The sequence below is a fragment of the Capnocytophaga sp. oral taxon 902 genome (assembly GCF_013394735.1).
Classification (GTDB): Bacteria; Bacteroidota; Bacteroidia; order Flavobacteriales; family Flavobacteriaceae; genus Capnocytophaga; species Capnocytophaga ochracea.
In genome coordinates this window covers 2,500,285-2,514,667 of record NZ_CP058261.1, presented here as the reverse complement: position 1 = coordinate 2,514,667, position 14,383 = coordinate 2,500,285, and the positions used below count along the sequence as shown (strand labels likewise).

12 protein-coding genes are annotated in these 14,383 nt (G+C 37.1%); 1 reads left to right on the top strand and 11 read right to left on the bottom strand.

All coding sequences use genetic code 11. The features are described from left to right. Positions 1–73: 73 nt before the first annotated feature. From HW278_RS10770 to bioD, 9 genes are all read right to left on the bottom strand, one after another. Positions 74–3,190, bottom strand: coding sequence for a gliding motility-associated C-terminal domain-containing protein (locus tag HW278_RS10770; RefSeq protein ID WP_255493623.1), 3,117 nt, complete (start codon positions 3,188–3,190; stop codon positions 74–76). Positions 3,191–3,398: 208 nt separating this feature from the next. Next, positions 3,399–3,566 (bottom strand): hypothetical protein, encoded by a 168-nt coding sequence (locus HW278_RS10765; protein ID WP_178977809.1) that lies wholly within the window; start codon positions 3,564–3,566, stop codon positions 3,399–3,401. Positions 3,567–3,632: 66 nt separating this feature from the next. Further along, positions 3,633–4,658, bottom strand: a complete 1,026-nt coding sequence (gene mltG, locus HW278_RS10760; RefSeq protein ID WP_178977808.1) for an endolytic transglycosylase MltG — start codon at positions 4,656–4,658, stop codon at positions 3,633–3,635. Positions 4,659–4,673: 15 nt separating this feature from the next. Next, positions 4,674–5,468, bottom strand: coding sequence for a Fic family protein (locus HW278_RS10755; protein ID WP_178977807.1), 795 nt, complete (start codon positions 5,466–5,468; stop codon positions 4,674–4,676). Positions 5,469–5,474: 6 nt separating this feature from the next. After that, positions 5,475–5,894: an HXXEE domain-containing protein gene (locus HW278_RS10750; RefSeq protein WP_178977806.1), complete on the bottom strand. Its 420-nt coding sequence runs from the start codon at positions 5,892–5,894 to the stop codon at positions 5,475–5,477. After that, complete coding sequence (locus HW278_RS10745; protein ID WP_178977805.1) at positions 5,881–6,294, bottom strand: SRPBCC family protein; 414 nt, start codon at positions 6,292–6,294, stop codon at positions 5,881–5,883. Before HW278_RS10745 ends, HW278_RS10750 begins: the two co-directional genes overlap by 14 nt. A gap of 125 nt (positions 6,295–6,419) precedes the next feature. Continuing rightward, positions 6,420–8,627, bottom strand: a complete 2,208-nt coding sequence (locus HW278_RS10740) for a polyribonucleotide nucleotidyltransferase (protein ID WP_178977804.1) — start codon at positions 8,625–8,627, stop codon at positions 6,420–6,422. A gap of 112 nt (positions 8,628–8,739) precedes the next feature. After that, positions 8,740–9,009 (bottom strand): 30S ribosomal protein S15, encoded by a 270-nt coding sequence (rpsO, locus tag HW278_RS10735; protein ID WP_002671426.1) that lies wholly within the window; start codon positions 9,007–9,009, stop codon positions 8,740–8,742. Between the two features lie 239 nt (positions 9,010–9,248). Continuing rightward, complete coding sequence (gene bioD / locus HW278_RS10730) at positions 9,249–9,857, bottom strand: dethiobiotin synthase (protein ID WP_178977803.1); 609 nt, start codon at positions 9,855–9,857, stop codon at positions 9,249–9,251. 184 nt (positions 9,858–10,041) lie between these two features. Between bioD and HW278_RS10725 the strand changes: the two genes are divergently transcribed. Continuing rightward, positions 10,042–10,974 (top strand): malate dehydrogenase, encoded by a 933-nt coding sequence (locus tag HW278_RS10725; protein ID WP_009418361.1) that lies wholly within the window; start codon positions 10,042–10,044, stop codon positions 10,972–10,974. Positions 10,975–11,091: 117 nt separating this feature from the next. On the opposite strand, the gene HW278_RS10720 is transcribed toward HW278_RS10725, so the two are convergent. Together HW278_RS10720 and HW278_RS10715 are read right to left on the bottom strand one after the other, a co-directional pair. Next, positions 11,092–12,816, bottom strand: coding sequence for an MBOAT family O-acyltransferase (locus HW278_RS10720; RefSeq protein ID WP_178977802.1), 1,725 nt, complete (start codon positions 12,814–12,816; stop codon positions 11,092–11,094). Next, the gene (locus HW278_RS10715; protein ID WP_178977801.1) at positions 12,813–14,363 is read right to left on the bottom strand and encodes a LysM peptidoglycan-binding domain-containing protein; all 1,551 of its coding nucleotides are present in this window, start codon (positions 14,361–14,363) and stop codon (positions 12,813–12,815) included. The genes HW278_RS10720 and HW278_RS10715 overlap by 4 nt, the downstream gene beginning before the upstream one ends. Positions 14,364–14,383 lie beyond the last annotated feature (20 nt).

Genomic DNA, 14,383 nt, shown 5'->3' with positions numbered 1-14,383 from the left:
CAAATATTATCTATGGGCTCCCTATTCAAATTTTGTAACCTAAAGTCTATAAAAAAGGTCGTGTTATGTATTTTCATATTCTGAGGGGTGATAGACTGCAAAGTAATAGAGCGCTGTCCCCATAAAGCAAAGTATTCGATGTATTCTGTTTCGTAATCTTTGTCTCTCCACTATTAGCATAATGATAATAAAAACCTTCATAGGTTACCCCCATAATTACTAATTGATTATGGTTAAAGGCTTCTTCTTCGCTTGTACATACTTTTGCTTTACAAGTAGGCTGTATAAAAACTTCTATATACTGAGTCTCATCATTTTGTCCCGAAATAATTTCTGGAGGTAAATACCCCTCCGTTCCTTTCATAGGGTTAGTATAAGTATACACTTTAAAATCCTTATTTTCATTCGTTGTAAAGCTTTCTAACGGAATATACACTACATTAGTTGCCGTATTTTCTAAATAATGATACGCCACCGGCTTTACCAAATCATAACCCTTAGGCACTTTTATCTCTATAATCTTTACAAGCCTCCTAGGACGATATTCATCTTTGAATATTCTATCGGTAGTCTGCTGAATAACACTACTCTCTGTCTTATTTCGTAGAGGAAATAACATACAATCTTTCATCTTATAGCAAGAATGAACATCTTCATCAGGTATATTTACAATATAAAATACACTTTTACTCTCTTCTCCACAATGTAATTGCTCCGTATGATAACCTCTTTCATTTATGTTTTGTTCTTTTGTTTTATCAACTCTATAGAAAAAAGAACCTATCTCTTCTTTTAATTGAGAGGTTGAAGTAACATCTTCGGCAGTACAACTCTCCACTCGATAAGTAGCAACGGCAGTAAATTTCTCATCTGCTAAAACTCCTCGAGAAGGTAATGCCTCTGTTAAATTCCATAAGAAATAATTATTTTTATCATCGGTGGTCTGGCGAAGGACACCCTGCTTGGCAACCAATGTTATGAGATGCTCTCCTATCTTTAAACTAACCTGTTTAGGCAATAATACCACTGTTTTAGGTACCTGCACATAATAATAAAGATTCTTAGTAGAGCCCCCTAATTGTTCCCCCTCCGATATTATTTCAATATCGTCTAAGTAAAGAGCTCGCTTGCAGTCTTCTTGTCTCAGTTTAGCGCGCTTTTGCCGTTGGATCATTGTATAATCTGTCCAACCATATGAATTTTCAGCCCTTTCTATTGTTGTTGAAAGTGTTTTAGGGGCATTCTCAAAGCACACATCAGGACACTTGGCAACTATCGCCCTTTGTGTACAAATATAGGGTATTTTGCAATAAGTATTATACCTATTCTTATCCATTTGCCAAATTGAATATTGCAAAGAAACCTTGTTTGCCTTACAGGTTGTTAAAATCATATCAAAAGTGATATATCCCCAAACCTCATCTGCTGTGGTATAACTGAATGTTCCTCCCGAAGGGACATCAGGCAGAGTTATTGCAGATGCTACCGAACCCCCATAAGCATCGGCTTTATAAAACTTTATATTCATCATTGCCATTCCTTCGGGTAACAACAGCTCATAACGATACTTCCTTTCTGCTATTTCTTTGTGATGTGATTGTAATTGTTGAATATTGTCTTGTGTAGTTACAGAAGCAGTAAAAGATATTGAAGCCGATATAGGTTGGTTAAGTGCTAATAAGGTAGGAAATTTTGAAGTGTCCTTCACATCTTTTATTTTTCGTTTAAAAGTATGGTCACTTAATGACTCTTGTTTATGAAAAGAAATACCACACAAGTTATGGTAAGAAAGCTCAGCAATAATACTTACTGCAAATATCCCTTCGGTAGATGATAAACAGGGAATATTATCATTTCTAACTAAATCAAAACGTATTTCTAACTTTTCTTCTGGTGCCAAATCATCTCTTATCCCGTCACCATCTTCATCAGTAAGACCTATATTGCTTTGTCCTAATGCTAAATCCTTAAAACTTTCTAATTCAGCAAAGCTAATGATGCGTTTTCCTAACACACCATCAGGCATTTGTATGGCTTTATCAGGGATAATGATTTCTTTTTTCTCACTATCTATAATACGGAAATTCGTGGGTTTATAAGCCTTAAATTTCACCAAATCCTCTTCTTCATAAAGGGTCAGTTGAAGGTCATAAGCCGTTGCATTCCCTTTATTAATGTATTGTGCAGTAAACATTCCCAAAGTATTTCCACAGAAGCCTTCACTCCATTTAAAATAAGTTGCTGTACTCTGTCGATTTAAAATAACATTAGGTTTTTCATCAGTTGCCACCTGCATTGTAATCGATTGAACAGCACTACTCACTTCATATAATTCCAAAGGATTTTCTCCCCAATAAGCCTCATAACGCACCTCTCCATTGGCTTTACAACCTTTCGCTGTATACTCTTCTGTAATCCAAACTCCTTCCTTCTCTTTTAATCCTTCCGAAATTCGTATCACATACAAATCCTCTCCTCCATTTTGCCCTATATGCTGTGGCACTTTACCTATGGGAGTAAGTACTTTTTTATTGTAAATCATTTTTCGTGTTTTAACCCCTAATGGGTGTTTCACCGAAAAATAAATATCGTTTATGATACCTACTCTTTTTCCTTCTATGGTTTTATTCTCAATACTGAATACTCTCGAATAATCCCTCATAGGATTCTCTTTCACCTTTTGTGTCGTAATTTGCAGATTAGGAGTATTTAAAAAATATTCATTAGATTTTTTAGTAGCAACCGTTACCTCATCAATCATTATCCCCACTTCATCTTGAAGAGATAGATGTGTTTTCAGATAGCTGTACCCTCTTTTAGTAATTCTGCGTTTCACTAAAAGATGTGTTGTACTTCCTGGTCTACTTAGTACAGTAAGCACAGGGTTATTGGGTAAATTTATATCTTTGGGAGTAACTTTTCGTATGGCACTGTTCTTTTCAAGAGTATATCCCGCATATTCAATTCCTTCAGGAAAAGTAAATCTTACATCTATCTTTTCTTTATCTTTAGGAAAAATAATTCTCACGGAAATATAAGTACCTTCTTGAAAACTAGAAGTAGTAAATTTTATATTCTCTGAAATTACAGTTTTTAGTTGCTGTGCTTTAAGAATCTCTGTTGAAGAAAAGAGTATAAGTAGTAGTATTAGAGTAAATACATTTACTGTTCGTTTAAAATCCCACATCATTATTAAGCCTTAAAAAAACTTCTTTCTGCAAGGCAAAATTAGGTCTTCACCCATAAAAACACAAGATTTTTAACATTTATTTTTTATCAGTGCCTAATAAATATATTATTCATCTATAATAGCTGTCATTACAATACCCGCTTAGCAGGTATCAGCAATTGGAAAATAAGTGAATAAAGAAACCTTTTTAATATATCTCTCCTTCACTTTACTTCCACTTTACATTCGTTGTTCCTTCGTTTATCGTTCGTTTATCGTTCGTCTTTTGTTCGTCTTTTGTTCGTCTTTTGTTCGTCTTTTGTTCGTCTTTTGTTCGTTGTAGACCCACTGTAGACCCACTGTAGACCCACTGTAGACCCACTGTAGAGCCACTCATTGTTCGTTTATCCTATAAGCTCTGTATAAGTTACCCCTAATTTCACCATTAACCATTAATCATCTTCTATTTAATTCCTTTGTCATCAACCCATCTTGTATATTGCTTTTTCCCTTGTAGGTGTTGCATATAGGTACGCGAAAATTTGTGATAACCGTAGTTTTCAGTATCAGCAACAAAAAAGAGATAATCGTGTTGCTCAGGGTTGAGCACAGCTTCAATACTCGATATGTCGGGCATCGTGATAAGTCCCACAGGTAAACCGTAATTCCGATAAGTATTATAAGGGTTTAGCAAACTTGTATGCACCTCGGTAACACGTTTTATTACCATATTATAGTCACCCGTATGGTTTTTCATAGCAAAGATAGCAGTAGGGTCAGCCTGCAATTTCATATTGATATGTAAGCGGTTCAAGTAAACCCCTGCTATGCGGGGACGCTCGTCTACTTTAGCCGTTTCTTTCTGTACAATTGATGCCAATATACTCACTTCTATGGGCGTAAGCCCTTGCTTTTGGGCTTGGGCTTTGCGTTCAGGTGTCCAAAAACGCTCATATTCTTTGAGCATACGGTCGCGAAATTCTTCGGCAGAGGTATTCCAATAGAACTCATACGTATTGGGGATATACATTGCCAATGCAGTAGCATCGGTAAAACCGTTTTCTTTGAGGAAGTTAGCGTCTAAAAAAGCACGCATTAAAGTAGTGCTATCAGGCTCTATTTGTGCAGCGATACGTCCTGCAAAGTCTTCTAATCGCTCCTGATTGTTGAATTTGAGTTTTACTGGGGTATTACGATTGCGAAGAGTGCGCACAATATCTATATTGGTAGCCCCTTTTTTGATAATGTATTTACCTGCTTTTACTTTATCGGCATAACCTATACGCTTAGCTACTTGGATAAAAGAAGTACGGTCTTTCAACAAGGGACTCATCACGTGCAACACATCGCTAAAATCGGCTCCTGTAGGGATATATACTATTTCTTCTTTGGTTTGAAAAGCTGTATTGCTCACCAGTACAGCGCGATAAATAAAGAAGCCTAATACGGCTATCACGGCAATCACCGCTCCTATAATCCATTTTTTCATAGTTGTTTTTCTATTTTAAAATTTCCATTCTATGGTTTTGTCTTCTTTTTCTCTAAAATCCTTCTCTTTAGCAATCTCATTTTGTAAATGCTTAGTATACTGACTGAACATAAAAGCATTATATGCCTCAAAGTTTTCGTTTGTTCGCACAGAGTTCAAAGCCTCGTAATAAGCTGCTTTATCCTCTGCAAATACAATACCCAAAGGCAAACCATACCACTGTTGAATAAAGTTCATCAGCAGGCGTGAGGTTCTGCCGTTGCCATCGAGAAAAGGGTGAATGTTCACTAACTCATAATGAGCATAAAATGACAGTACTAATTGAGCTTCTTCGGTAGTTTGCTTAGGGAGTAACTCATTTAGTTTTTTTATTAACTGCTCTAATGCTGTTGGTACTTTTTCAAAACTCATAAACGATACACCTCCTGCGGTTACTCTCACCTTACGCAATTCGCCTTTGCTGGCATCTACAGTACCTAAGGCATTAGTAAGCACTTCTCCTGTAGTTTTCATAACTTTGGCAGCTATTTCCTGAATAAAAGCTACTGATAGAAGTCGTTGTTGTGTAGCTTCTTTTAGTACAAAATTTAATGCCTCATAATGATCTTTAGTTTGATTGGCAAACAATAGAGGCTTACCATTAGGAGTGTTGCCTTCTTCAATCAGTACGCGAGTTTCGTTTAAAGTTAAAGTAGAGCCTTCTATACGGGTAGAGTGACTGGTAATAAGAATCTTGTTGAACTCATTATAATTCAACGAGGATTCTAAACCAAGTGATCTGTAGGTTTGTATAATTTCTGAAATAGTCATTGGTTTCTATCTTTTAAACAACTGGCACCCCCATTTTGGGATGAGATAAACCCCTATGAGGCAGGTTACCATTACTGGGGAATAAGAATGGGTGAAATAGCTTACCAAGATATGCCATACCAAGAAGAAAGTCAATCCTGCGAGGTATATCCCAAGAGCAATTCTTGTAGCTTTTTCGTTCTTTCGACATAAAAAAGCAATGACCACTACCAAAACGAGTTGTCCTATAGAAGCTCCTATAAAATATTCAGGGTGTTCATTGGCTAAATGAGCATTCTCAGCAACTCTAGGGAGTTGCAACCATTGGGGTATCTTATCTACAAAGTCAATATACCATTGCCAGAATGAAATACTCTCTTCTACTTGATGCAAAGCGTGTAGTCCCATTATGGGTAACCACAAGTGTATATATTTATTTGTTTCCATATACTTCTGCTTTTAATGCGGTAATATAGTTTTGTTGTATCCGTTTTAAATTCCAAAAGAGAGGCGCAATAAGTCTTAAAAAGAAGTTTTTGATATGTATTTTCTCTTTAAAGCAAACTTTAGTACCTCCGTTATACGATTCAAACTTTCCTTCCCATTCTCCATAGAATAGTTTGTGTTGCATTGTAAAGGCATAATACTCATTTTTTTTCTTCTGAATATTCTTAAAAAACGTGTGTCCCCCACCTTTGTAATATTCAATAAAACCGTCTTCTAATAACTCAATATTCTCCACTTCCTTTCGCCACTGAAAGTTCTTGTTATCAGTAACAATGTTATATACCAATGCTATAGGTGCATCAATCACATCAGTTACTATTAAAATTAGAAAGGGTTTCATTTTGAAATCTTTTATCTGATGGCAAAGATACTAAAAAAAAGAAAAACCGAAAACTTTATACTATAAAAGTACAAAATCTTCGGTTTTAAAAATATTATGAATACAAAAATTCTTATAACATACGCCTATTCTTGACGTGGTTTTTGGTGATTATTGTGTCCTTTATTGCGGTCGTTGCGAGGCTTGTCGTTGTAAGGCTTGTCAGACTTAGGACGATCTTCACGCGGTGGACGTGGCAACAAAGCTTTGCGCGATACTCTTGTTTTCTTGGTTTTGGGGTCGATACCGAGGTACTTAACTTCTATAATATCACCCTCTTTAAGAGCATCTTCTATTTTGTCAATTCTATCCCAAGATACTTCAGAGATGTGGAGCAAAGAGTCTTTACCAGGAACAAACTCTACAAAAGCCCCAAATTCTACCAAGCGCACTACTTTTACAGTGTAAGTTTCTCCTTCTACAGGTTCAAATTTCACTGCGTTTACTGCCTCAATAGCTTCTTGAATACCAGCTTCGTCGGTACCTAAGATTTCTATGATGCCCAATTCGCCCACTTCTTCTACCACAATAGTAGTATTGGTGCGCGCTTGCAAATCTTGAATGTTCTTACCACCCGTACCGATAAATGCTCCGATGTATTCCTTAGGCATATCCATCTTAACGATTTTAGGTGCGTGAGGTTTCACAGTAGGGTTAGGTTTTGCAATCGTATCGGTGATTTTGCCTAAGATGTGCATACGTCCTTCGCGGGCTTGGTTCAAAGCTTTTTCGAGTATTTCGTAAGAAAGACCTTTAATTTTGATATCCATTTGGCAAGCGGTAATACCATCGGCTGTACCGGTTACCTTAAAGTCCATATCACCTAAGTGGTCTTCATCACCTAAGATATCGGAAAGTACTGCATAACGCTCGCCATCGGTGATGAGTCCCATAGCAATACCCGATACAGGTTTTACCATTTGTACCCCTGCGTCCATCAGTGCTAAAGTACCTGCACATACGGTAGCCATAGATGATGAACCGTTAGATTCCAAAATCTCGGATACTACACGCACGGTATATGGGCAATCCTCAGGAATCATACGTTTGAGGGCGCGTTGTGCTAAGTTACCGTGACCTATCTCACGGCGTGATGTTCCGCGTAACGGACGTGCTTCACCGGTAGAGAAAGGAGGGAAGTTGTAATGCAAGTAGAAACGTTCTTCACCTTGTTCTGAAGGCAAATCGATTACGTTTGCTTCGCGTGAAGTTCCCAACGTAACGGTAGTAAGCGATTGGGTCTCACCACGTGTAAAGATAGATGAACCGTGTGCTGATGGCAAATAGCCTACTTCGCACCAAATAGGGCGTATTTGGGTAGTGTTACGACCGTCTAAACGAATATTTTCGTTTAAGATAAGGTTGCGCACGGCTTCTTTTTCAGCCTCGTCAAAATAACGAGTGATGATAGGAGTAAGCTCTTCTAATTCTTCTTCGGTGAAGAGTGCCAAGCATTCTTCTTTTACCGCATTGAACTTTTCACCACGTTCTTGTTTGGTTGTATTTTCTTTGGCAATAGCATAGCATTTTTCGTAAGCCAAAGGATATACTTTTGCTTTTACCTCTTCGTTTTCTACTTCTGGCTCATAAGTACGTTTTTCGGTCTTACCTACTTTTTCAGCCAAACGCAATTGTGCTTCGATATGAGGTTTGATAGCCTCGTGTGCGAATTTGATAGCTTCAGCCATATCCTTTTCGCTCACCTCGTCCATTTCACCTTCTACCATTGCCACAAAGTCTTTAGAAGCACCTACCATAATATCAATATCAGAAGCTTCTAATTGTTCACGGCTTGGGTTTACGATAAATTTACCGTTTACACGACCTACGCGTACTTCGGAAATAGGACCATCGAACGGAATATCGGACACTGCCAAACAAGCAGAGGCAGCAAGACCTGCCAAAGCGTCGGGCATTACATTCTCGTCGTGAGAAATAAGCTGAATCATCACCTGAGTTTCAGCGTGATAATCTTTAGGGAATAGTGGACGCAATACGCGGTCTACCAAGCGCATTGTAAGGATTTCTTGGTCGCTAGGGCGCGTTTCACGTTTGAAAAAGCCCCCAGGGAAACGACCTGCTGCTGCAAACTTCTCACGATAGTCTACAGTAAGAGGCAAAAAGTCAGTTTCAGGATTGATTTCTTTTGCAGATACTACAGTAGCCAATAGCATCGCATTGCCCATTTGCACCACAACAGCACCGTCGGCTTGTTTAGCCAACTTGCCAGTTTCGATAGTGATGATACGACCATCACCTAATTCGATGATTTCTTTTTTTACTTCTGGAATCATTCTTTAATTGTTAATTAATAATTAATAATTGTTGTGTTGTGGGCTTTAGGGTCTAACCAATGAAAAACTGCTGTAATAAACAAAAGGAGGCACAAAGCCTCCTTACTATTGCTTATTTTCTGATGTTTAGCTCTTTGATAATCGCACGGTATCTTTCGATATCTGTGTTCTTCAAATAATCGAGCAAACTTCTGCGTCTACCTACTAATTTCACCAAGGAACGCTCGGTATTAAAATCTTTGCGATTTACTTTCAAGTGTTCTGTAAGGTGATTGATTCTAAGGGTAAAAAGAGCAATTTGCCCTTCTGCTGAACCAGTGTTGGTTTCTGAACCTGCGTACTTTTTGAAAATTTCCGCTTTTACTTCTTTTGTTAAATACATTCCAATATTAATTTAATGATTATTATGTACATTTTTTTTCGGGTGCAAAGATAAAAAGATTTTATAAGCTGTGCAAATTTATAGATAGATTTTTCCTCTTCTCAATTTATCCTTAACCTATACAAAGCTTATAGGAAGCTTGAACGAATCTTGGAAGATTGTTATTCAAAGGGCATATGACATATTGATTATCATTAGATTACAAATTTATTTTTTACTACAAAATATAACATTTTGTATTATATTTTTAGTTTGCTGGCATATTCTTTAACAACTTGTTTATCAAAATAAGGTTCTTCATCTATACGTAAAAGCACGGGGAGTCCTGTTTTATGAAGAATAAACTCCTCGGTAGACGGTGTGGAGGTACCACTGAAAATAATGCCGTGAACGTTGAGTCCTTTGTTTTTAAGGGCCTCATAAGTGAGCATTGTATGATTAATACTACCCAAATAGTGGCGAGAGACGAGCACTACCTTATCGGTGGGGAGGATAAGATCGAGCATAGTATCTTCATCATTTAAAGGAACATAGAGACCTCCTGCTGCTTCAATAATTAAAGTGTTATCGGTAGTAGGACGCACAATTTTGGAAAGCTCAATACGAACGCCATCTAACTGAGCAGAAAGATGTGGACTAGCAGGTGTGTGTAGCCCATAACTATTAGGGTGAAATACCGTGCGGGAGTTGCTAATGAGACGTTTTACCTTATGAGTATCGGAGTTTTCTAAATCGCCAGATTGGATTGGTTTCCAATAATCGGCTTGGAGAGCTTCGGTAAGGATAGCCGAAACGACGGTCTTACCGACTTCGGTGGAGATGCCCACCACAAAATAAGTGTCTTTCATTTTGAATGGTTTATTAGTTTTGAAAGTGCAAAAGTACATAAAAAGCACATAGCATAAAATGAAAAAGTAAAAAGAATGTCAAAAATATTTTTAAAGATAATTTGGAGGATTTGCTAAAAGTCCTTACTTTTGTTGCTTGAAAATAACCATCAGGAGGCTTCTCCTGACTTAAATAATAGATTATATGAAAGTTACAGTAGTAGGCGCTGGTGCCGTAGGAGCAAGTTGCGCAGAGTACATTGCTATTAAAGACTTCGCGTCTGAAGTAGTTTTAATTGACATCAAAGAAGGTTTTGCCGAAGGTAAAGCTATGGATTTGATGCAAACCGCCTCCCTCAATGGGTTTGACACTCGTATTGTGGGGGTAACCAATGATTATTCAAAAACAGCAGGCAGTGATGTAGCTGTGATTACCTCAGGTATTCCTCGTAAACCAGGTATGACTCGTGAAGAGCTTATCGGTACCAATGCAAACATTGTGAAATCGGTTGTAGAACAATTGGTAAAATACTCACCTAATGTAATTGTGATTGTAGTAAGCAATCCTATGGATACTATGGCTTATTTGGTACATAAAGCTACTAAGTTGCCTAAGAACCACATTATTGGTATGGGTGGAGCACTCGATAGCGCTCGCTTTAAATATCGCTTGGCAGAAGCGCTCAACAGTCCGATTTCAGACGTAGATGGTATGGTAATCGCTGCTCACAGCGATAGCGGTATGTTACCTCTTACTCGTTTGGCAAGCTATCGTGGAGTGCCTGTAACTGAGTTTTTAAGTGCTGACCGCCTCAATCAGGTTGCTGAAGACACTAAAGTAGGTGGAGCGACTCTTACTAAACTCTTGGGAACTTCGGCTTGGTATGCACCAGGGGCTGCCGTATCAGCTTTAGTACAAGCAATCGCTTGCGACCAAAAGAAACTCTTCCCTTGCTCTGTATTGCTCGAAGGAGAATACGGACAAAAGGATGTGTGTGTAGGGGTACCTGTAATCATCGGTAAAAATGGTGTAGAAAAAATTGTAGAGGTAAAACTCAACGATGCTGAAAAAGCCAAATTTGCTGAAAGTACCGGAGCAGTACGCGAAGTAAACAAAGCGTTAGCAAGCGTATTATAGTTGGGATAGAACAACTATATAAACACTAAAAAAGTGATTATTTTCAAGAGAAAGTAATCACTTTTTTATTTGTTCTATTTGAGTAAAAAACTAAGTTTTTACTTAGATGTATATCGTCTAAAACTGAAAGTAAATAAAGGGTTGTGCTCCACTTGAAGCAGTGGCATATACCACCCAAAAAGTAAGTGCCAAAATAATTGCTTTAAAGAGAATAGGCATTGCACCAAATACCTTTTTAAGCCATTCGTTTAAACTGGTGGGGAAAAAGTGCCAAACAAAGCCTATTGCCATTAACAAAAATACATTTTGATAGCCCTTGGCAATAACTTGAAATTGATGAATATCATAAGTTATAGACTGGATATTGTAGATTACACTTAAAGCGATATCGAAATCTTTGGCTCTAAAAAATATCCAGCAAAAAGCTACAAAGTGGAAAGTAATCACTACAAAAATGATATTAGCGATTCCTTTAAAAAAAGTTCTTTTCTCAGGATTCTTATTAGGAAAGAACTCCGTAAAGGTTTTATGGACAGCCAAAGCTAACCCGTGTAATGCTCCCCAAATAATGAAACGCAAATTAGCTCCGTGCCATAAACCACCTAGGAGCATTGTCGTCATCTGGTTGAAATGACTACGCACTGATTTTTGTCGGTTTTTAGAGATAAGTATAGCCAATACAAACACAACGATTGCCCCTAAGGTAATGTAAAGAGGCAACATTGTTTTTTCTTGCATATGAAATGCCCATAGCAAAGTGGAAGCAAAAAAGACGGTCGGGAAGAAGTAGCCCCAAAAAGTACCTTTGCGGTTTCCTCCTACTGAAAAGTAAAGATAATCTTTTAGCCAAGTAGATAAGGAAATGTGCCAACGTCTCCAAAATTCAGTGATATTTTTAGACTGATAAGGAGTACGGAAGTTTATGGGGAGAGTGAAGCCCATTAATAGCGCTAAACCTATAGCCATATCGGAATAGCCTGAGAAGTCACAATATATTTGTAAAGAATAGCCATATACTGCCATTAAGTTCTCAAAAGCTGTATAGCTATTAGGAGCATCGAAAACTCTATCTACAAAGTTTAGAGAGATATAATCGGAAATAACTGCTTTTTTAATTAGTCCTCCAATGATAAGGAATAAAGCAAAAGAAGTTTCTTCTTTCGTTAAGCTTATTTTTTTGTATATCTGTGGTATGAAATCCTTGGCACGCACAATAGGCCCTGCCACTAATTGAGGGAAGAAACATACAAAGAAAGTAAAATCTAAGAATGATTTAGCAGGTTCTATCTCTCGGCGATATACATCAATAGTGTAGCTCATTGTTTGGAATGTATAGAACGAGATACCTATAGGCAAGATTATATCTTGTAAGGCAAAATTGCTTTGAAGCAGTGTATTGAGACTATCAATTAAAAAGTTAGTATACTTAAAATAGGCTAAAATACCCAAATCGGCAACCATACTCACTGCCAGGAAGAACTTGCGCAATGAGGCGTTCTGTCTTCTATAGATTTGTCCTGCAAAGAAATAATTTAACAATGAGGAGATTATCAGCAACACAAAGAAGTTACCTCCTGCCTTATAATAGAAGAATAAGGAAAATAAGGTAACATAAACAGTACGGAAATGAGCGTGTTTTTTGGTAATAATATACACCAAATAAAACACCAAAAATAACCCTAAAAACAAACTACTATTAAATAATAGTGGATGATTAGGGTCATAAATGAACCATTGTCTTACTTGTTCGGTTGTGAATGAAAAATTATCAACAAACCATTTAGAGATGTTTTCAGTTGTGAATGTATCAATAAACCATTGCAGTAAGGCATCTATACTCAATTTAGATAGGGTTTTAAAGATAGTTTATATTGTTTTTTATAATTCAAGTAATTGCTCATAAAAGCATCATAAAAGAGAGCTCCTTGCTCAGTATAGCCACTTCTTGTGTAATGTATGCGGTCACCAGCAATAAGATTTTGCTGAATAAAGCGTTGAATCGCTTCATTTCCTCCTACAGCTCGATAAAGGTCGAAAACACTGTAATTATCTTTTACTGAATTATCGATGAGAGTATCGGCGTATTCCATACACAAGGGGTTAGGACTTTTCTTTTTGTAAAGAGAAGGCGGAGGTGTAGTAAGCAATATAGGACATTGACCATATTGAGAGCGAATTGCTTTTATGAATTTATTTACTTCTTCGTCATAACGAGTTGCTGACATTCGACAATAAGCTTCATTAGTACCCAAAGATATAATGATTAAATCGGGTTCTAAGGCTTTGATTTGGTCGAAAAAGAGCTGTGATTTGTTATAATCAGAGAAATGAGCTCCATTTACCCCTATGCTGTGATATATAACTCCGTTTTTATCATTTTCTAAGACAATTCCATTAAGCGTAAATGAAGAGTTCTCGGTATTGGCTGTGAGATAAACCTTATCGGAAGGGGTTAGATTATCATAAGAATAATAGCTATATAAAGAATTACCGTTTAAAATGGTAGCATTAGATAAATCTACTTTTTGTTTAGGAGTAGAAGCTACCATCTCTTTAGTAGGGATACGCAATACTTGCCCTATTCTTATTTGCGCGCTTTTTAAGTTATTAGCTTGTTGTATTTTTTCTACTGAAGTGTGATACTTCTTTGAAATACCATAAAGTGTTTGCCCTTGCTCTACTTTGTGTGAAAGTGTTTTAGGCACACTAGGTCTCAAACGAGCTACTTTACCTACATTGGTAGCTAATTCGAACAAACGTTCGTTATTAGGGGTAATAATCTTTACCGTATTAAAGGTGTAGTTTTTATTTTTTAAGTCCAATTCAATAACAAAATTCTTGTTACTGGTAGAAAGAGAATAACCTGTAATACCAACAGTTGCAGAAGAAGTATTCTTCTCACTATTCCAAGAGATATTGGAAGTAAAGCTCACATTATGTCCCCCATTAGTTCTAATAAGTGAATACGGGAATACTAAACCTAAACCAGCATTTCCAAACTCTTCTTGCAAGCGTTGTCTTACAATATTAGTCATTACATCGGCTTGAATGTGAGAGTCGCCAATATGAACAATATTAATCTTCCTATCTTTCAAGTTCTCCAAAGCAGCAAGCTTTTCGAAAAAAGGGTTCAAGGCTGAGGCATTGTACAGATTATTGTACTCCTTAGGAGAGTCATCATCACCTGCAGCATATGCCAAAGGCTGGGGAATAGCTTCCTTGAAGGCATCTTTATCAATTCCTTCTTTATTCTCTATATTTACTATCTTTGAAGTAAGTGAAGATAAATTAATAGCTGTAGTATAATTAACATTAAAATAGAGGGCTACTGTAATGATAAACAATACAGGAGCTATTAGTTTCTTTATGAATGGCGTTCGCTTTTTCATTGTTCTATTTTTTTAGTGTG

What these genes read in the sequence shown, in the direction of transcription:
- HW278_RS10770 (WP_255493623.1), bottom strand. Translation starts at nt 3,190, where the DNA reads ATGATGTGGGATTTTAAACGAACAGTAAATGTATTTACTCTAATACTA.
- HW278_RS10765 (WP_178977809.1), bottom strand. Translation starts at nt 3,566, where the DNA reads ATGAGTGGCTCTACAGTGGGTCTACAGTGGGTCTACAGTGGGTCTACA.
- mltG (WP_178977808.1), bottom strand. Translation starts at nt 4,658, where the DNA reads ATGAAAAAATGGATTATAGGAGCGGTGATTGCCGTGATAGCCGTATTA.
- HW278_RS10755 (WP_178977807.1), bottom strand. Translation starts at nt 5,468, where the DNA reads ATGACTATTTCAGAAATTATACAAACCTACAGATCACTTGGTTTAGAA.
- HW278_RS10750 (WP_178977806.1), bottom strand. Translation starts at nt 5,894, where the DNA reads ATGGAAACAAATAAATATATACACTTGTGGTTACCCATAATGGGACTA.
- HW278_RS10745 (WP_178977805.1), bottom strand. Translation starts at nt 6,294, where the DNA reads ATGAAACCCTTTCTAATTTTAATAGTAACTGATGTGATTGATGCACCT.
- HW278_RS10740 (WP_178977804.1), bottom strand. Translation starts at nt 8,627, where the DNA reads ATGATTCCAGAAGTAAAAAAAGAAATCATCGAATTAGGTGATGGTCGT.
- rpsO (WP_002671426.1), bottom strand. Translation starts at nt 9,009, where the DNA reads ATGTATTTAACAAAAGAAGTAAAAGCGGAAATTTTCAAAAAGTACGCA.
- bioD (WP_178977803.1), bottom strand. Translation starts at nt 9,857, where the DNA reads ATGAAAGACACTTATTTTGTGGTGGGCATCTCCACCGAAGTCGGTAAG.
- HW278_RS10725 (WP_009418361.1), top strand. Translation starts at nt 10,042, where the DNA reads ATGAAAGTTACAGTAGTAGGCGCTGGTGCCGTAGGAGCAAGTTGCGCA.
- HW278_RS10715 (WP_178977801.1), bottom strand. Translation starts at nt 14,363, where the DNA reads ATGAAAAAGCGAACGCCATTCATAAAGAAACTAATAGCTCCTGTATTG.